This is a genomic window from Candidatus Thiothrix phosphatis, from assembly GCF_035668035.1.
In the GTDB taxonomy this organism is placed as follows: Bacteria; Pseudomonadota; Gammaproteobacteria; order Thiotrichales; family Thiotrichaceae; genus Thiothrix; species Thiothrix phosphatis.
In genome coordinates, this window is the sequence record NZ_JAYMYJ010000093.1 from 47,894 (window position 1) to 66,586 (window position 18,693).

Consider the following 18,693-nt stretch of genomic DNA (forward strand, 5'->3'; position numbering starts at 1 on the left):
CTGTACCGCCGGAACCCGCCGCCCCACAAGAGCTTGCCGCCGTACCCGTGCAGCCCATAGTGGAGCAGAAAACGGAGCCACTGGAGCTTGCCGCCGTACCCGTCCAGCCCACAGTGGAGCCGGTCGCCCAACCCGCCGGACCGGCAACCACCATGCGGGTGCGGGTCAGCCCCTACGCGGTGCTTTACCGTGAACCGGACGGTAACGAACGCATCGGCGAAATTGCCCAGGGTGCGGAGGTGACGGTGCTGGGTTCCGCCTCCGGCTCCGGCGCTGTGGCATGGAAAAAGGTGAATAGTGCAGGCAGGGAAGGTTTTGTAAAAGCCGGACAACTGGAGCCTTGATTGGCGGCTGTCCCGCAGCAGGCGTAGCCTGATTGCAACAAAACCAACCTCCAATCATTCAAACGCCACCGAAACGAGGAGATCGCTTATGTCCGAGATCAGCCGGGCGGCGCTGTTCAGGAAACTGAACCCGCTGACCTACAAAGCCATCGAGAGTGCCACCGTTTTCTGCAAGCTGCGGGGGAACCCTTATGTCGAGCTGGCGCATTGGCTGCATCAGATCATGCAGTTGCAGGATTCGGATCTGCATCGGCTGGTGCAAGCGTTTTCCCTCAATATCGCCCACCTGAGCCGCGACATGACGGCGGCGCTGGATCGGCTGCCGCGTGGCGCCACTTCCATCACCGACCTGTCGGCGCATGTGGAAGAAGCGGTGGAACGCGGCTGGGTGTACGGCACGCTGATGTACGGCGACAGTTCGGTGCGTAGCGCCTATTTGCTGGTGGGGCTGCTCAAGACACGCGAATTGCGCAACGAACTGTATGCGCTGTCGGCCGAATTCCAGAAAATCGGCATCGACAAACTCACTGAGGAGCTGATGCAGCTAATTAGCGGTTCACCGGAAGACGGAATGGCGGCCACCGATGGCTCCCGTCTGGGGGATGCGCAACCCGGTGAGGCCAGCGGTGCGATGGCTCCCGCGCAGATGGGCAAACAGGAGGCGCTCAAGCAATTCACCGTGGATCTGACTGAACAGGCGCGCAGCAGCAAGCTTGACCCGATTGTGGGGCGTGACCGCGAAATCCGCCAGATGATCGACATCCTGATGCGCCGCCGCCAGAACAACCCAATCCTGACCGGGGAAGCCGGGGTAGGCAAAACCGCCGTGGTGGAAGGCTTCGCCCAGCGGATCGTGTCCGGCGACGTGCCGCCTTCGTTGAAGGATGTTTCCATCCGCACCCTCGACCTGGGCTTGTTGCAAGCCGGGGCCAGCATGAAGGGTGAGTTTGAAAACCGCCTGAAACAGATCATCGAGGAAGTCCAGTCCTCCGCCCAACCCATTATCCTGTTCATTGACGAAGCCCACACCCTGATTGGCGCAGGCGGGGCGGCGGGTACGGGTGATGCTGCCAACCTGCTGAAACCGGCGCTGGCGCGTGGCACCTTGCGCACCGTGGCCGCCACCACCTGGGCGGAATACAAGAAATATTTCGAAAAAGACCCGGCGCTGACCCGCCGCTTCCAGGTTATCCAAGTGGAGGAACCAAGCGAGGAAGCCGCCGTGCTGATGTTGCGCAGCATGGCCTCGGTGATGGAGCAGCACCACAAGGTGTCGCTGCTGGACGAAGCGCTGGAGGAAGCCGTCAAGCTTTCGCATCGCTACATTCCCGCCCGCCAGTTGCCGGACAAGGCAGTCAGCGTGCTGGACACCGCCAGTGCGCGGGTTGCGGTCAGCCAGCACGCCACCCCGCCGGAAGTGGAGGATTGCCAGAAGCGGATACAGGCCTTGCAGGTGGAGCTTGGCATTATCAACCGTGAAGCCGCCGTCGGGCTGGATGTCGCCGAGCGCAAGACCTCCGCCGAAACCCGGCTGGCGGAAGAAACCACACGTTTGCAAACCCTGGAGCAACGCTGGCAAGGCGAACGCGAACTGGTCAGCAAAATACTCGAATTGCGCCAGCAGCTGCGGGACATTTCCGGCAAGGTGGAAGACACAGGTTCAAAACTCGAACAGGCTGCTGACGCTGTGATGGAGCAGGCCAATACACCGCAAGCACCAGCAGCCGAAGCGCCTGACCGCGAAACCCTTCTGACGGAATTGCGGGGTTTGCAAGCGCAATTGGGCGAATTGCAAGGGGAAGCGCCGCTGATCCTGCCGGTGGTGGATGGTCAGGCGGTAGCCGCTGTCATCGCTGGCTGGACGGGTATCCCGGTCGGGCGGATGGTGCGCAATGAAATTGCTGCTGTGCTCAAACTCGGCGACCGCCTGAACGAACGGGTGGTGGGCCAGCGCCATGCCCTCGACATGATTGCCCGCCGCATCCAGACCACCCGTGCGCGGCTGGACAACCCCGACAAACCCATCGGCGTGTTCATGTTGTGCGGCCCGTCCGGCGTGGGCAAAACCGAAACCGGGCTGGCGCTGGCCGAGGCGCTGTATGGTGGCGAGGAAAACATCATCACCATCAATATGAGCGAATTCCAGGAGGCGCACACCGTTTCCACCCTGAAAGGTTCGCCGCCCGGCTATGTCGGCTACGGGGAAGGTGGCATCCTGACCGAAGCGGTGCGCCGCCGCCCCTACAGCGTGGTGTTGCTGGATGAAATCGAAAAGGCGCATGCTGATGTGCACGAGATTTTCTTCCAGGTATTTGACAAGGGTTGGATGGAGGATGCGGAAGGCCGCTACATCGATTTCCGCAACACCCTGATCTTATTGACCACCAATGTGGGCACGGAACTGATCATGAGCATGTGCGCCGACCCGGAACTGATGCCAGCCAGCGAAGGGCTGGCCAAGGCATTGCGCGAACCTTTGCTGAAAGTGTTCCCGCCTGCGCTGCTGGGGCGGCTGGTGATTATCCCGTATTACCCATTGGGCGATGAAATCCTGCACACCATTATCCGCCTGAAACTCGACAAGATCGCCCGCAGGGTCAAGCAAAACCATGGCTCGAAGTTTGTGTACGGGGATGATGTCGTCCAGCTGATTGCAGCCCGTTGCAACGACGTGGACAGCGGCGCGCGGGTGGTGGATGCGATCCTGACCAATACCGTGCTGCCCGCCATCAGTGAGGAATTCCTCGGCAGGATGCTGGAAGGCAAGCGCATGGGCGATGTCACGGTGACCGTGGTGGAGGGCAATTTCAACTATGCATTTGTGGGGGAATAAGTGGAACTGACGCTCAAGGTTATCCGTTTCAGCAACCGGCCTCCTGACCGCCCGCTCTCCCATACGTGGACGGAACAGGGCGGGACGCTGGGGCGGAATGCAGGCAATGACTGGGTGCTGCCCGATACACAGCGCTTCTTGTCCGGCCAGCATGCGCGCATCGAATACCGCGAGGGGGCGTTTGTCATCCGCGACACCAGCACCAATGGCGTCTTCATTAATCAAAGCAAAGCGCCGCTGGGGAAAAACAATACGCAGGTCTTGCAAGCAGGCGACCAGATCAGGCTCGGCCTGTACGAGTTGGAAGTGGAGCTGGCGCAGGCCGGACTAGCGGGCAAGGCTGGTGCCGCAGCGATAGCGCCGGACTGGGCAGCGACCGGCGGGTGGGAAAAAGACCCGTTCGATTTCCTGGAACCGGGCGCAGAACCCAAACCGGGCAAGCAAGCGCCACCGCCAGTTTCCTCCAGCGTGGCGGACAATGCTTTCTACATCCCGGACATCATTATCCAGCAACCGGCGGAGGCGGATGCCGGAAAAGCCATTCCCCCGCCGGACAGCCAGGGTTCCGGCCTGCCTGCCAACTGGTGGGATGACCCGGCACCGCCAGCCACCCCCGCCATTCCGTCGGGACATGAGGAACCGCCACCCCCACCAACCGGCAAACCTGCCGTAGCGGCCACCTTCGATGACGACCCGTTTGCGGAACTGGCACCAGCCGCATCAACCGACCCAACGCCCGTACCCGAGCCTGCGCCCGAGGAAATTCCCGCACCTGTGCCCAAGCCGCGCCCGGCTGCACCCGTTTTCGCCAGCCCCGGCAATAACAGTGGATTGCAGGTGTTTCTACAAGGTGCGGGCATCCAAGACACCGGCAAGCTGGCGGCCATTGAGCAGGCGCAGAACCTGGAAGCCTTGGGGCGTCTGTTCCGCATCGCCATCCAGGGGACGCTGGATGTGTTGCAAGCCCGCGCTGAAATCAAAAGCGCCATGCGCATGGATGTCACCACCATCCAGCGGATCGGCAACAATCCGCTCAAGTTCTCGGTGACGGCGGATGACGCCCTCAACCGCCTGTTGTCACCCCGCACCGAAGCCTATTTGCCGCCGGAACAGGCGTTGCTGGAAGCCTTCGACGACATCCGCGCCCACCAACTGGCGGTGATCGCCGGGGTGCAGGCGGCCTTGACGCAGGTGCTGAAACGTTTCGACCCGGCCCTGCTGATACAGCGGCTGGAAAAAAACAACCCGGTCAGCGCCAGCATTCCCATCCAGCGCCAGGCCAAGCTGTGGGAGTTGTTCGAAGAGCTGTACGCCACCCTGGAACAGGAATGCCAGGATGATTTCCAGCGTCTGTTCGGGCTGGAGTTCGCCCGCGCCTACGACGAGCAGATCGCCAAACTGAAACGGGAGCCGCAACATGGATAAAGACAGGGTCATCTGGCAGGAAGGTTTGTTTTTGCGTCCCCAGCATTTCCAGCAGCAGGAACGCTTCCTGCTGGGCTGGATGGAGGAACGCTGCCGGGTATTGCGCCCGTACAACTGGGGTTTCACCGCCCTGACGCTGGATGCGGAATCGCTGGCGTTGGGCAAACTGGTTGTCCTGGCCTGCCAGGGCGTGTTCCCGGATGGCACGCCGTTCGATGCACCCAATAATACCCCGGCACCGCCGCCGCTGGATGTGCCCGCTGACATGAAGGATTGCCGGATTTACTTAGGCCTGCCGCTGCAACGTCCGGGCGAACGGGATATCCGCGACGACAGCACGGCGACGGCGCTGGCGCGTTACGCCATCCGCGACGCCAATGTGCGTGATGTCTATACGCAGGGCATGGATGACCCGGCGGAACTTCAGGTCGGCGCGTTGCAGTTGAGCATCCTGACGGAAAAAGACAATACCCGCGCCTTCAGCCTGATCCCGCTGGCGCGTGTGGTGGAGAAAGCCAGCGACCAGGGCGTGAAACTGGAGGCGGCCTTTATCCCGACCGTGCTGTATTGCCAGGCCAGCCAACGCATGGCCGGGTTCGTGCGCGAAATCCAGGGTTTGCTGAAACATCGCGGGGATGCGCTGGCCGCACATATGGCCGCGCCGGGTGCAGGTGGGGCGGCGGAAGTGGCCAATTTCCTGCAATTGCAGGTGATCAACCGTTATGAACCGCTGTTTGGGCATCTGGATCGCTTGTCCGCCCTGCATCCAGAAGATTTCTACCGCCTGACCCTGTTGCTGGCGGGGGAACTGGCGACCTTCACCCGTCAGGAACGCCGCCCGCCTGCGCTGCCGGATTACCGCCACGACGATCTGGACGCTTCGTTCCGCCCGGTGATGGAGGAAATCCGCCGCGCCTTCAGCACCGTGGTGGAAAAGAAAGCCCTGCGGTTGGAAATCGTCAAGCACCAGTACGGCGTGTGGGTGGCTCGTATCGAGGACAAGACCCTGCTGACGGCGGCCAGTTTCGTGCTGGCATCCAAAGCCGATCTCGCCCCGGAAAAGCTGCGCCAGACCTTCCCGCGCCAGACCACGGTTTCCACGGTGGAAAAGATCGCCAATCTGGTGAACGCACACCTACCGGGGATCGAGCTTTACCCCATGCAGGTCGCGCCACCGCAGATTCCCTACCACGTCGGCTTCACCTATTTCGAAATCGACACCCGTGATGCGGCCTGGAAGCAACTGGAAAGCTCCGGCGGATTGGCGGTGCATATCGGCGCGGCCTATCCGGGGCTGGAGCTGGAACTGTGGGCGATCCGCCCATGAATGGAGGAGTGACACATGACCGGCGATGATGACCCTTTCTTCTCCGCAGGCAGCGATGACCGCACTGTCATACGCCCCATTCCGGGCGGGCGGGTGCGGGAGCCATCCCACAATGCCAGCACGATGTTTCCTGACGATCTCCAGATCGGGCCGTTGCGGCATCTTGGCCAACTGAATCCGCTGGAAAACGCAGGCTCCGTTTTGTTGGGGCTGGCCACCTGCATCTATAACCAAGCGTCACATTCCGACCCACAAGGTTTGCGACGGCAACTGGCTGAGGAAATCAGGCAATTCCATACGCTGGCATCCCAAGCTGGCGTTGCGCCCAAAACCGTGGGGAAAGCCAGTTATGTACTTTGCACCACGCTGGATGAGGCGGTCTTCAACACCCCTTGGGGGCGGCAAGGCAGCTGGGCAGAAAAGAGCCTGTTAAGCGAGTTTCACGGGTCGGTGGCGGGAGGCGAGGGATTCTTTCATGAACTTAGGGATGCGGGCACCCAGCCCGAAGCGAACCTGCACCTGTTGGAGCTGATGTATTTATGCCTGGCGTTGGGTTTTCAAGGGCGTTACCAACTGGAGGAAAACGGGGCCGAACGGCTCGAACAGATTCAGGCATGGCTGGCAAAGCTAATCCATCAACAACGGCGCGAGGCCAATACGGAATTATCGCCGCATTGGAAAGGGGTAAGGGTGGAATATGTCAGCAACTGAGCAGCACGGCACACCGGAATTGGCGATCTTGTCGGCGCGCCTACAGGATGCCCTACGCAGCGTGGCAAAAGTCCCCGACCAGTTGCCCTGGTACTTGCTGCTGGGTTCGCCACAGGCAGGGAAAACCGCGCTGCTGGCCAATTCTGGCTTACGTTTCCCCCTGGCTGCGACCCAACGCAAAACGGGTGGCACAGCGGATTGCGATTGGTGGCTGGGGGAAGAGGCTGTTTTTCTGGACACCGCCGGTCGCTATCTTTTCCAGGATGGGCAACCCGCTGTGGAACAGGTGACTTGGTTGGGATTTTTACAACTGTTGCGGACGCATCGCCCCCGCCAACCGCTCAATGGGTTATTGGTGTTTGTCAGCATAGCGGACTTTTTACGGCGCGACACAGGACAGCGGTCACGGTGCGCCCAATCCATCCGGTTGCGTATCCAGGAATTGCATGAACAATTGGGAACCCGTTTCCCAGTTTACGTATTGTTCACCAAAATGGATTTGCTGGCTGGTTTTGCTGAGTTTTTCGAAGATTTGGATGATGAAGGACGCCAGCAGGTGTGGGGGATGAGCTTTCCTTACCTGAATGACCCCAAACAAAGCAGCGTCATGCATTTCCGTCAGGAATTCAGCTTGCTGGAAGGGCGGCTTTACCAACAGCTCATCACCAAAATGGATAAGGCGCGCAGCATGGAATCCCGCCGCTCCCGGTATCTGTTCCCCCAACAATTCAGTTTGCTGGGCGATGATTTGCAGGCGTTTCTGGAGCATGTTTTCCAACCTTCGCGTTACGACAGCGCAGCCATGTTGCGTGGGGTCTATTTTACCAGCGCAACCCAAACGGGCACTCCAGCAGACCGCATAACGGCGTCCTTAGCCGCCCGTTTCGGCATTTCCCCCCCTGCCTCTGGGCATGGGAAACAACCCGTAACCGGCCACAGCTTTTTTATCCGGGCGTTATTGAGCAAAGTGATTTTCCGCGAAGCAGACTTGGCAGGGACTCATCAGGTTGTGGATCTTCAGGCGCGCAAACGGGAATGGGACAAAAGCATCATCTGGGTGGGAATAGCAGTCCTGCTGGCGATTGTGGCAATAATCTGGTTCAACAGTTAGGGGTAAAAAATGGACATACCCAATTATTCCATTGACAGGGAAATAGGCCATGGCGGTATGGCGACGGTATACCTTGCCCGTCACCAATTGCTGAAGCGGCAGGTTGCGCTGAAAGTCATGTCGCCCGAGTTTTCCAGCGGGAAAACATTCCAGGATGCGTTCATGCGTGAAGGGCAAGTGGTCGCCCAGTTGGAGCATCCCAACATTGTGCGGATTTATGACATCGGGATTGCCAACGGCTCCACCTTTTACATGGCGATGGAATACCTTGGCGGCGGGAACCTGCGTGAGCGGCTCGGTCGGGAATCCCCCACCCTTGAAAGTGTCGTGCAGATAATGCGGCAAGTTGGCGCGGGGCTGGACTATGCGCACCGGCAAGGCATCATCCACCGCGACATCAAGCCGGAAAACATCCTGTTCCGCCAGGATGGGACAGCGGTGCTGACCGATTTCGGGATCGCCAAGGTGCAAGACTCGATCGGTGAAATGACCCGCATGGGCTATACGGCAGGCACAGCCCAGTACATGAGCCCGGAACAGGCGGCGGCGGATAAGCTGGATTACCGTTCTGACCTGTATAGCTTGGGGTTGGTGGTGTTTGAAATGCTCAGTGGCGAAAAAGTCTGCAAAGCCGACAGCATGGCACAGGCGATTTATCAACATACCAGCGTCCCCCCTCCCAAACTGCCCGGCCAGTATCAGTTGTTCCAGCCAATTATGCATAAGGCGCTGGCCAAACAACCGGAGCAACGTTACCCATCAGTCAAGGAGTTTGTGGACGTTTTTGCCAGCAAGGCCAATGAACTCCGCAGGCAGGCACCGCCCCCACTGGCCGCGATGCCGAGAGGGGACACCAGAATTTTCACCCCGGCGCCGACTGAAATGGCACCTGCCGCCGTACCCGCCGCAAAAGATTTCCCCTCTTCCAAATCGGTGACAACAGAACCCGTCTTTATCCGCAAGGAACAGGAAAACTCATCCTTTTGGAAAAAACCCTTGTTGATTACCAGCGTGGTGGGTGCCGCACTGGTGGGATTGGTGTTTCTCATTGTTGTTCAATTCCCAACTAATCCTCCTAACGAACCAACACCCCAAAACAACCCCCCTCAAAGTACGGGCAATGCTGCCCGTCATTGTGCTCCTGCGCCATCCTTTAATAAGGGCCTTTCCCGCAAAGTGGTGTTCCCTAAAGGCGCAACGATTGTTCCCATTAACGGGGCGCTTCTGGGGTGTGAATCCGATTTTTATAAGATTCGTGCCTATAAAAGCCAATCCATTACCGTCACTGATTCCCGCAGTGGCATGACAGGTGATGACCTGAAATTAAGTTTATATAGAGGAAACAACAACACCATTAAGAGCAGCAGAGATCTCATTAAAACATCGGCAGCGGGGAAAATAAGTGTAAAGCTCGCCTCGCTTCAAGAACCAGAGGATTGGAATGATTATATCCTTGAGGTATTTAACAGTGGGCAAGATGCGGTTTCTTATGATTACGACATAAACATCCCCAAACTTCCTGAAGCCGCCAAACCTAAAAAAGTTTCGCCACCGCCGCAAAATGTTCAGCCTCAAGACACCCCCGCCCCTCCACAAGTGACCCAGCCCAACGCAACAACATACCCTGATGGTGAAAAAATTTATAGGAGCCTCTGTTTTAGTTGCCATGACACTGGCGTTGCCAACGCACCAAAATTAGGTGACAGGGACTCATGGCGTTCACGTATCGCTACCGGCAAAAATGCCCTTTACGCTTCGGCGTTGAATGGCAAAAATGCGATGCCAAGAAAGGGCGGCAACCCTGCATTATCTGACGATGAGGTCAAAGCCGCCGTTGACTGGATGGTCAGCCAAGGCCAATAAGGAGACTTAAAGATGACCGGCGATGATGACCCTTTCTTCTCCGCAGGCAGCGATGACCGCACTGTCATACGCCCCATTCCGGGCGGGCGGGTGCAGGACATCCCCAAAAACACCAGCGTGGCGTTCACCGGCGATGTGCAGGCCGGGCCGCTGGAACGGCTGGGCAAGCTCAATCCGCTGGAAAGCGCCGCCTCCGCCCTGCTGGCCTTGGCCGCCAAACTGTATAACCGCCCTTCGCACCCTTCCCCGCAACGCCTCAAGCAACAACTCAGCAATGAAGTCCGCAGTTTCCACACCCTGGCGGCGCAGGCAGGCGCTGACCGCGACACCGTGCAGCAGGCCAGCCACGCCCTGTGCACCACGCTGGATGAAGCCATTTTCAACACGCCTTGGGGGCAGCAAAGCGGCTGGACGGAACAAAGCCTGCTGAGTGAATTCCACGGCTCGGTCGCAGGCGGGGAAGAGTTTTTCTTCAAACTGAAGGAGGCCGGGCAGAACCCCGCCCAGAACCTGCACCTGCTGGAGCTGATGTATGTGTGTCTGGCGCTGGGTTTCCAGGGGCGTTACCGCATGGCGGAAAACGGCAAGGCCAAGCTGGAACAGATTCAATCCTGGCTGGCGCAACTGATCCGGGGGCAGCGCGGCAGTAGCGACAAGACGCTGGCACCTCATTGGAAAGGGGTGAAAGTGCAGAAAACCGGCTTCACCCGCGTGATTCCGCTGTGGGTGTTCTACGCGCTGGCGGGCGGGGTATTGCTGGCGGTGTTTCTCGGCTTGTTGTCGATGCTGGCGGTGCAGGCCAGCCCGGTCAAGCAGCGTATCGATGAAATCGCCTTCGCGGGTGTGGCGGCGCCTGCTTCACCCGAACAGGCTCCAGCCCTGAAAGACCTGCTGGCACCTGACATCCGCGCCGGACGGGTGGCGGTGCGCGACAAAGACGGCAAACCCATTATCGAGCTGCGCGGCGACCAGGGCTTGTTTGCCTCGGGGCGGGACACGCTGGTGGATGAGCAACGCGCCGCTTTGATCGGCAGGGTGGCGGATGCACTGGCGGACAAGCGTTTCGCGGCGGCCTCCTTCACAGTCACGGGGTATACGGACAATGTGCCAGTCAGCAACCGCATCAGTTTCCAGGATAACCGCGCCCTGTCCCGCGCCCGTGCGCAGACCGTGGAAAAACTGCTGGCGCAAAAGCAACCGGCGTTGCGCTTAGGGGTCAGCGGCAAGGGGGAAAGCAACCCGATTGCCGACAACAATACCCCGGAAGGGCGCGCGCGCAACCGCCGGGTTGAGATCGTCATGGACTAAAGGGGAAAAGCAATGGCAAAGCTCATCGGCATTTTCAAACAGGCATGGCTGGTTTCCCTGCTGGGCATCATGGCGGTGGCGGCGCTGATTTATTTCCTCGGGCCGTTGCTGGCGTTTGCCGGGATACACCCGTTCGCGGATGAGCCGAACCGCTATATCGCCATCGGCGTGCTGTTGCTGTTGTGGGGCTTGTGGCATGGCTGGAAAGCCTTGCGCGCCCGCAAGAAGAACCAGCAGATGCTGGATCAGTTGGTGCAGGCCAAACAACCCAGCTCGTCCCCCGAAGAACTGGCGTCGAAAGAGGAAGTCGGCGAGCTGTCGGAGCGCTTGCAGGATGCGCTGCAAAGCCTGGAAAAAATCCGCAAGGACAAGGGCAAGGCCAATGACGCCTACCTGTACCAGTTGCCGTGGTACCTCATTATCGGCCCGCCGGGGGCTGGCAAGACGACGCTGCTGGCCAACTCCAGCCTGAACTTTCCGCTGTCCGACAAGTACGGGAAAGACGCCATGCGCGGCGTGGGCGGCACCCGCAACTGCGACTGGTGGTTCACCGATGACGCCATCCTGCTGGATACGGCGGGGCGCTACACCACCCAGGACAGCCAGCAAGCAGTGGATCAGGCGTCCTGGTTGGGCTTCCTGGATTTGCTCAAGCAATACCGTGGCCGCCAGCCGGTCAATGGCGTGCTGGTGGCGGTGAGCCTGATGGAGTTCCTGCAACAGGGGGCGGAAGCGCGCGCGCAGCACGCCAAGGCCATCCGCAAGCGTATTCAGGAACTGCATGAGCATCTGGGCATCCGTTTCCCGGTGTACATGCTGTTCACCAAGGCGGATCTGGTGGCCGGTTTCATGGATTTCTTCGACGATCTGGATCGGGAAGGGCGCGAACAGGTCTGGGGCATGACCTTCCCCTACGTGGATGACCCGGCGAGCAGCAGCGTGGGCGAATTCGGCGCGGAATTCGCCCTGCTGGAAGAGCGCCTCCAGCAGCAACTGGTGGAAAAGCTGGAGCGGGAACGGGGCGCGGAACGCCGCCGGGCGCTGTACCTGTTCCCGCAGCAGTTCAGCTCCTTGCGGGAGAGCTTGCAGGAATTTCTCACCCAGCTTTACCAGCCTTCGCGTTATGAACAGACCGTGATGCTGCGCGGTGTGTATTTCACCAGTGCCACTCAGGAAGGCGCGCCGATTGACCGCATTATGGCGTCGATGGCCAGCAGTTTCGGGGTGGCGCCGCAGCAGGTCAGCCGTTTTTCCATGCAGGGCAAAAGCTTTTTCATCAACCGGCTGCTGAACGGAGTGGTGTTCAATGAGTCCGGGCTGGCGGGTGCCAACCTGAAACTGGCGCGCAAGCTGCAATGGGCGCAGAGCATTGCGGCGGTCGGCGCGGTGGTGCTGACCTTGCTGGTGGGGATGGCGTGGGTGGTCAGCTACCTGAACAACCGCAGTTTCATCGCCACCTATGGGCAGCAAGTCGCCCAAGTGGGGCAGGAAGCGGCGGCGCTGCGCCCCGGCGACCGGCCAGAAGCGTATCTCGACGTGCTGGACAAGGCGCGGGTGCTAACCTGGTCTTACCGCGATGCGGACACGCCTGTGCCCTGGTTCGCCCGTTTTGGCCTGAGCCAGGCCAGGACGCTGGGCGAGGCGATGGATGACAAATACGAAGCCTTGCTCAAACAAGGGCTGACACCTTATGCGCGGCAACTGCTGGAGCAACAGATCAGGGCCAGCTTAACCGACCCGGCGCGGACTGAGACCTTGTTCAATGCGCTGAAAAACTACCTGTTCCTGGGCGGGCAGGCTCCACCCGGCACGCCGGTTTCCGGGATGCAGGCGATCGACTGGAACAGTGATGGCCAACCGGGTGAAGAAGCCGACCGCAATATTGCCCGCCATATGCAGGTGGTGCTGACGGTCAGCCGTGACCCCGCCATCGACAGCCAGTTGGTGGAAACTGCCCGCCGCGCATTGCTGGAAACCCGCGCCGACCGGCCTGCGCTGGACAAGCTGGCGTATTTCCAGTTCAAGCAGGAAAGCATTGAGGCCGCACGCGAATACGATTTCCTCATCCAGCAGAAGAAGGATTTGCAGAACATCAACTTCACCTTCCGCAAAGCCTCGCAAAAGCCGTGGACGGACAATGTGCCGGGGTTTTTCACCAAAGCCGGGTATGAAAAAGTGTTCCTGCCGAATTACCAACTGGCGGCAGGCAGGCTGGCGCGGGAATCCTGGGTGCTGGGGCCAGGGGTTGACCGGCTCGGCGACCCCTTGCAGATCGCCAGCGCTTTCGAAAAGTATTATCAGGCGGATTACATCCAGGGCTGGAATGCTTTCCTGCAAGACATCCGCCCGCTGCCGATCAAGAACGTCAATGATGCGCGTGCCGTGTTCAGCGGGCTGACTTCCAATGGCGGCAATATCCTGTTCCGGCTGATGCAGGAGGTCAGCACTGAAACCGACTTTTCCCCCGCCAGCGCGGACAAGGGCTTTTTCAGCTTTGCCACGGCCAAACCGCCGCCGCCCTTGATGGCGGTGGATCAGGCGTTCCAGAACATCCAGGACTGGACGGATGAAGCCCGTTTCCAAACGGTGGGGAGGGTGATCGACGAGGTGTACGCGACCCTCAACCAGGAGGATGTGTTCGGCCAATTGGAGAACAATTCCCTGACCAATGCCCTCGGCAAGCTGAAAGGCGAAGGGCAGAAACTGCCGCCGCCGATCAGCGACATCCTGCTCAAGACGGTGGATGCCGCCAGCAATCAGGTGACGGCGGTGATCAAGCAGGAGGCGCTGAAACAGTTTGGCGGCGCGCTGGAAGAGGCGGTGGGCAGTTTCTGCCAGCAAAAACTGCAAGGGCTGTACCCGCTGGCGGATAAAGGCAAGGCCGGGGTGAACCTGGCGGATTTCAGCGAATTTTTCCAGCGCGGGGGTCGGGTCGACCAGTTCCGGGAACAGCAGTTGCAGCCCGCCAAAGTCGACGCGGCCATGCTGGACAAGGTGAAAGGGCAATTGGCAGCCGCTGACCGGGTGCGGCAGGCTTTTTTTTCCACCGGCGGCCTGAACGTGAATTTTACGGTCAAGCTGGCGCAGGCTGACCCGCAATTCCCCTCGGTCGACCTGAGCATCGGTTCACTCAGCCATGTGTTCAGCACGGTGGGCGATGCGCAAAGTTACACCTGGCCGAACCTGGGGACGCAGATCAGCGCCAAGGCGATCCCGCCGCCGGAGCTGGGGGAGCCGATTCCGGTCACCGTCAACGGCGATGACTGGCAATTGTTCAGGATGGTGGAAAACAACCGTTTCAGCCTGCCCAACCTGCAAGCCGTTTTTGAGATAACCCCCGCCGCCTCGCCCAACCCCTTTCAGGTCGCCAATAACGAGTTGAGGAAATTTAAATGTCCAGCACTGTAGAACCTGACCGCCAGCCGGTTTTGCTTGGCTATTACGGCAAAGTCCCGACCCACGGCGATTTTGTGGGCAAGGGCTTGCCGCGCAGTTTCCGCGAACCGTGGGACGCCTGGGTGCAGGCGATCATGAACACCAGCCGCCAGCAGATGGGGGAGGAGTGGATTCAGCATTACCTGACCTGCCCGCTGTACCGCTTTGCGCTGACGCCCGGCATTTGCGGCGAACAGGCATGGCTGGGGGTGATCATTCCCAGCGTGGATCAGGTGGGGCGCTATTACCCGATGACGCTGTGCCGTTCCTTGCCCCATTCCGGCAATCCGTTGGAAGCCATGCCGCAACACGGCGGCTGGTTTGGGCAGGCGGAAGCGCTGGTGATGTCCTGCCTCGCCGATGACTTTTCCCTGGACGCCTTTGACCAGCGCGTGCAAGCCATGGGGCAGGAACTGAATGGGCGGCGGGCGGATGCGCAGGATGAACCCACCAGCCTGCAACGCGGTTTCCAGAAATATCCTGGCGCGGCCTGGCGCACCGGGCTGGCGGCCCCCAACAACCTGCGCCAGGTGTTCCCGGCGCTGCTGGACGTGCTGTTGCAGGATTTCTGCTGCGCCTACAGCCTGTGGTGGACGCAAGGGGCGGAAAACAGCAGCCCTTCCCTGCTGCTGGCGAAAGGCTTGCCGCCATTCGCGGGCGCCGCCGCCATGTTGGATGGCGACTGGCCGCGCTGGGGCTGGGCCAGCCGTTCCGCCAGCGGCGTCATCAGCGGGGGAGGCTAGGCCGTGCAAACTTCACATGTGCAAACCTTCCACTGCGCCTCCCACGGCCTGACCGACACCGGCAATGTGCGCAGCCATAACGAGGACGCCTTGCTGGATGCGGGCGCGGCGGGGCTGTGGGCGGTGGCGGATGGCGCAGGCGGGCATGACCGGGGGGAAGTGGCCAGCCAGATGATCGTGCAGGAACTGGCGCAGCTCAAACCGCAGGTGTTTCTGGGCGAACAGGCGCAGGCCGTCAGCGCCTGTTTGCAGGCCGTCAACGCCCGCCTGATCAGCATGCGCGCCCTGCCCGGCAGCCAGGGGATCATCGGCAGCACGGTCTGCGTGCTGCTGGTCCACGGCAAGCACAGCGTCTGCCTGTGGGCAGGCGACAGCCGCATTTATCTGTTGCGTGGCGGGAAACTTCAGCAGCTTACCCGTGATCACAACCGTATGGAGGAATTCCTGGCGGCAGGCTTCAGCGAGGCGGATCTCCACAAATACCCGGCGGCGCGGCAACTGGTGCGCGCGGTCGGCGTGACCAGCCCCTTGCCGCTGGAGATGCAGATGCAGGAATGCTGCGCCGGGGACTGTTTCCTGCTCTGCTCGGACGGACTCAGCGGCGAACTGGAGGAGGCTGAAATCACCGCCATCCTACAGGCCGGGCCAAGCGTGCAGGCCACGGTGGAGCAACTGGTGCAAGCGGTGCTGGCGCGGCGCGCGCGCGACAATGTGACGGCGCTGGCGGTGCGGCTCGAAAACCCGACGGACGCCAATATGACCCCATAGGAGGACTCGCCGGTGAACATACCGAATTTCGACATCGAAAGGGAGCTGGGCAAAGGCGGCATGGCCACGGTCTACCTGGCCCGGCAGGTGTTGTTGCACCGGCAGGTCGCGCTTAAGGTGATGGACCCCGCCCTGGGGCGCGAGCAGGGCTTTCTGGACAAATTCCTCGACGAAGGCCGTATTGTCGCGCAACTGGAGCACCCCAATATCGTGCGGGTCTACGATGTCGGCATTGTTGAAGACAGCTCCAGCGTCTACATGGCGATGGAATACCTGCCCGGTGGCAGCCTCAAGGACAAGCTGGCGGGCGGCAAACTGCCGTTGGATGCGACCCTGCAAATCCTCGGACAAGTCGGCGCTGGATTGGGGCTGGCGCATGAGCAAGGCTTCATCCACCGTGACATCAAACCGGCCAATATCCTGTTCCGCAAAGATGGGACGGCGGTGCTGACCGATTTCGGCATCGCCAAATTGCAGGACTCGACCGGCGAACTGACGCGCATGGGCTACACCCTGGGCACGGTGAAATACATGAGCCCGGAACAGGCCAGCACCACCAAGCTGGATCGGCGTTCGGACATTTACAGCCTGGGGCTGGTGTTTTTCGAGATGCTGACCGGCAAGGCGGCGGTGGCGGCGGAAAGCACCGCCCAAGCGCTGCACAGCCACGTCGCCTTGCCGCCGCCCACGTTACCGCAGGAATACGCCTGGTTGCAGCCAGTGCTGAACACCGTGCTGGCGAAATCCCCGGCGGAGCGTTACCCCACGGTGGACGCCTTCATCAACGCCGTGCGCGCCGCCGATCCGCAGGAAACCTTGCTGATCACCCCGGCGCTGGCGAAAGCTGACGCCGCCGCCAGCACCCGGCCTACCCAGATCGTCGAACCGCCCGCCGCTGTCGCAAACCACAAGCCGTTATGGATCAGCAGCCTGGCCGGTTTGCTGTTGTTGGGGGTGGTGGCCGCCGCCGCTTTCCACTGGTTCGGCAGCCCGCTGGACAACAGCAAACAGCTGGTGCCGCCCGCGCCTCCACCCATCGCAACGGCGGATCAACCAGCCAACCAGGGGGCAACGCCGTTTCCCGTTGGCGGGGCAGCGACGCAGCGCGAAAAGATCAATCTGGTGTTCGACGCTTCCGGCAGCATGAACCAAAAGCTGGATGGTGTCCCCAAAATCGACATTGCCCGCAGCGTGCTGAAAACCGTGGTGGCGGGCTGGGACGACAATACCGAGCGCGGGCTGCTGGTCTACGGCCACCGCAAACGCGGCGATTGCGATGACATTGAGCAGGTGGTGCCGGTCGGCGCGGCCAACCAACAAGCTTTCATCGCTCAGGCCGACCACCTGACCGCCATGGGCGAAACCCCGATCGCCAAGGCGCTGCTGATGGCGGCGGAAGACCTGCAATACACGAAAAGCAAGGCGACCGTCATCCTGGTGAGCGACGGCAAGGAAGAGTGCAAAGGCGATCCCTGCGCCGTGGCGAAACAGCTCAAACAGGATGGCATCGATTTCACCGCGCATGTCATCGGTTTCGCTGTCAAGGATCAGGCCGCTGGCAAACAGTTGCGCTGCATCGCCGAAGCAACCGGCGGCCATTATCAGGCGGCGCAAGACCGGGAAGAATTCCAGTCCATGCTGACGTCAGCCCAGACGGAACCGGCCACGCCAGCGCCAAAACCGCCGCCTGCGACGCCGCCTTCCCCACCGCCGCCAGCGGAACAGGAACCGCCGCCAAAGCCGCCCGCAGCGCCGCCGCCCGCCACCACCGGCGTCCTCAAGATCGTCAGCATTTCCTCCCGCACGGGCAAGCCGCTGCCTGCGGACATCAGCGTCTACCGGCTGGACGCCCAATCAGCCCTGCCGGGCGTGGATGTTTTCGCGCTGCTGGGCGTCAGCCAAGCCCAGGCCGCCGAACGGGTAGCGTTCCGGCAAGGTGTGACGGAGGCAAGCTTTACCCTCAAACCGGGAAAATACCGGGTCAATGTGCGCTCCGCCGAAGACCGGCAAACCTTTGACGTCACCGTCAACGCGGGCAAAACCGTGAGCAAAAGCATCGCCATGCAAGACCCTGCGCCAACACCGGAGCCAAAGCCCGAGCCACAACCTAGTCCCGAACCGCAGCAGCCGGAGCCTCAACCTAATCCCGAACCGCAGCAACCGGAACCACAACCCAACCCCGAGCCGCAGCAACCGGAACCACAACCGCCCGAACCACAACCCACCAACCCCGAACAACAGCAACCCGCAGCGAAACCGGCCCTGCTGTCACTCAGCGCCATCAACAAGGCCACCGGCAAGGCGGTCGACGCCAATTTCACCGTGACCCAGGACAAACAACAGGTCGCCAGCGCCTCCGGCTCCACGGTCAGGATCGGTAGCCTGCCAGCGGGCGAATACCGCATCGCGGCGACTTCCGGCAGGCTCCTGCGCGGTGGCGCCAGCGTGACGCTGACCGCAGGCGAACAACGGAAGCTGGTCATTCCGCTGACGCCCATTATCCTCACACCGCCGCACATCCAATTGCCCGAAGCCACCCAACCAGAGCCGGAACCGCCCAAACCGACGACGCCCATCAAACCTGAGGTGATCAAGCCGGAGATCATCAGACCCGAAGTGATCAAGCCTGAAATCATCAAGCCCGAGCTGATCAAACCAGAGCTTCTCAAACCCGTGACGCCGCTCCGGCCAGAAACCCTCAAGCCGGAAAGCCCCGCCCCCGCGCCATCCGCCCAACCCGTGCCCAAGGAAGCGGCCCCGCAACTGGACGGCGCGCTGAAACAAAAATTGCAGGGCGAACTGTTCAAACGCCTGAACCCATAGGG

General features: G+C 60.8%; 12 protein-coding genes. All 12 read left to right on the forward strand.

Going from position 1 to position 18,693, the window contains the following annotated elements; all coding sequences use genetic code 11:
• Nucleotides 1-344, forward strand: a 344-nt coding sequence (locus VSS37_RS09795; protein ID WP_324694760.1) for a hypothetical protein, incomplete at its 5' end; no start/stop codon positions are given.
• An 88-nt stretch (nucleotides 345-432) separates the two neighbouring features.
• The gene (tssH, locus tag VSS37_RS09800) at nucleotides 433-3,177 is read left to right on the forward strand and encodes a type VI secretion system ATPase TssH (protein WP_324694762.1); all 2,745 of its coding nucleotides are present in this window, start codon (nucleotides 433-435) and stop codon (nucleotides 3,175-3,177) included.
• Nucleotides 3,178-4,602, forward strand: coding sequence for a type VI secretion system-associated FHA domain protein TagH (gene tagH / locus VSS37_RS09805; RefSeq protein ID WP_324694765.1), 1,425 nt, complete (start codon nucleotides 3,178-3,180; stop codon nucleotides 4,600-4,602). It begins immediately after the preceding gene.
• Nucleotides 4,595-5,929: a type VI secretion system baseplate subunit TssK gene (tssK, locus tag VSS37_RS09810; RefSeq protein ID WP_324694767.1), complete on the forward strand. Its 1,335-nt coding sequence runs from the start codon at nucleotides 4,595-4,597 to the stop codon at nucleotides 5,927-5,929. Before tagH ends, tssK begins: the two co-directional genes overlap by 8 nt.
• A 15-nt stretch (nucleotides 5,930-5,944) precedes the next feature.
• The gene (gene icmH / locus VSS37_RS09815) at nucleotides 5,945-6,640 is read left to right on the forward strand and encodes a type IVB secretion system protein IcmH/DotU (RefSeq protein ID WP_324694769.1); all 696 of its coding nucleotides are present in this window, start codon (nucleotides 5,945-5,947) and stop codon (nucleotides 6,638-6,640) included.
• A complete protein-coding gene (tssM, locus tag VSS37_RS09820) occupies nucleotides 6,627-7,751 on the forward strand; it encodes a type VI secretion system membrane subunit TssM (protein ID WP_324694770.1) in 1,125 nt (374 codons plus the stop codon). The genes icmH (VSS37_RS09815) and tssM (VSS37_RS09820) overlap by 14 nt, the downstream gene beginning before the upstream one ends.
• Nucleotides 7,752-7,760: 9 nt before the next feature.
• A complete protein-coding gene (locus VSS37_RS09825) occupies nucleotides 7,761-9,614 on the forward strand; it encodes a protein kinase domain-containing protein (RefSeq protein ID WP_324694772.1) in 1,854 nt (617 codons plus the stop codon).
• A 12-nt stretch (nucleotides 9,615-9,626) separates the two neighbouring features.
• Nucleotides 9,627-10,922 carry a type IVB secretion system protein IcmH/DotU gene (icmH, locus tag VSS37_RS09830; protein WP_324694774.1) on the forward strand — a complete coding sequence of 432 codons (1,296 nt, stop codon included), beginning with the start codon at nucleotides 9,627-9,629 and terminating at the stop codon, nucleotides 10,920-10,922.
• Between the two features lie 12 nt (nucleotides 10,923-10,934).
• Nucleotides 10,935-14,330, forward strand: a complete 3,396-nt coding sequence (gene tssM / locus VSS37_RS09835) for a type VI secretion system membrane subunit TssM (protein ID WP_324694776.1) — start codon at nucleotides 10,935-10,937, stop codon at nucleotides 14,328-14,330.
• Nucleotides 14,315-15,100, forward strand: a complete 786-nt coding sequence (gene tagF, locus VSS37_RS09840) for a type VI secretion system-associated protein TagF (RefSeq protein WP_324694777.1) — start codon at nucleotides 14,315-14,317, stop codon at nucleotides 15,098-15,100. Before tssM (VSS37_RS09835) ends, tagF begins: the two co-directional genes overlap by 16 nt.
• Nucleotides 15,101-15,103: 3 nt before the next feature.
• Nucleotides 15,104-15,868, forward strand: a complete 765-nt coding sequence (locus VSS37_RS09845; protein WP_324694778.1) for a PP2C family protein-serine/threonine phosphatase — start codon at nucleotides 15,104-15,106, stop codon at nucleotides 15,866-15,868.
• Between the two features lie 12 nt (nucleotides 15,869-15,880).
• Entirely contained in the window at nucleotides 15,881-18,691 is a 2,811-nt protein-coding gene (locus VSS37_RS09850; protein WP_324694780.1) for a protein kinase domain-containing protein, read from the forward strand.
• Nucleotides 18,692-18,693 lie beyond the last annotated feature (2 nt).

Coding starts and splice junctions, on each gene's coding strand:
- tssH (WP_324694762.1), top strand. CDS start 433: ATGTCCGAGATCAGCCGGGCGGCGCTGTTCAGGAAACTGAACCCGCTG.
- tssK (WP_324694767.1), top strand. CDS start 4,595: ATGGATAAAGACAGGGTCATCTGGCAGGAAGGTTTGTTTTTGCGTCCC.
- icmH (WP_324694769.1), top strand. CDS start 5,945: ATGACCGGCGATGATGACCCTTTCTTCTCCGCAGGCAGCGATGACCGC.
- tssM (WP_324694770.1), top strand. CDS start 6,627: ATGTCAGCAACTGAGCAGCACGGCACACCGGAATTGGCGATCTTGTCG.
- VSS37_RS09825 (WP_324694772.1), top strand. CDS start 7,761: ATGGACATACCCAATTATTCCATTGACAGGGAAATAGGCCATGGCGGT.
- icmH (WP_324694774.1), top strand. CDS start 9,627: ATGACCGGCGATGATGACCCTTTCTTCTCCGCAGGCAGCGATGACCGC.
- tssM (WP_324694776.1), top strand. CDS start 10,935: ATGGCAAAGCTCATCGGCATTTTCAAACAGGCATGGCTGGTTTCCCTG.
- tagF (WP_324694777.1), top strand. CDS start 14,315: ATGTCCAGCACTGTAGAACCTGACCGCCAGCCGGTTTTGCTTGGCTAT.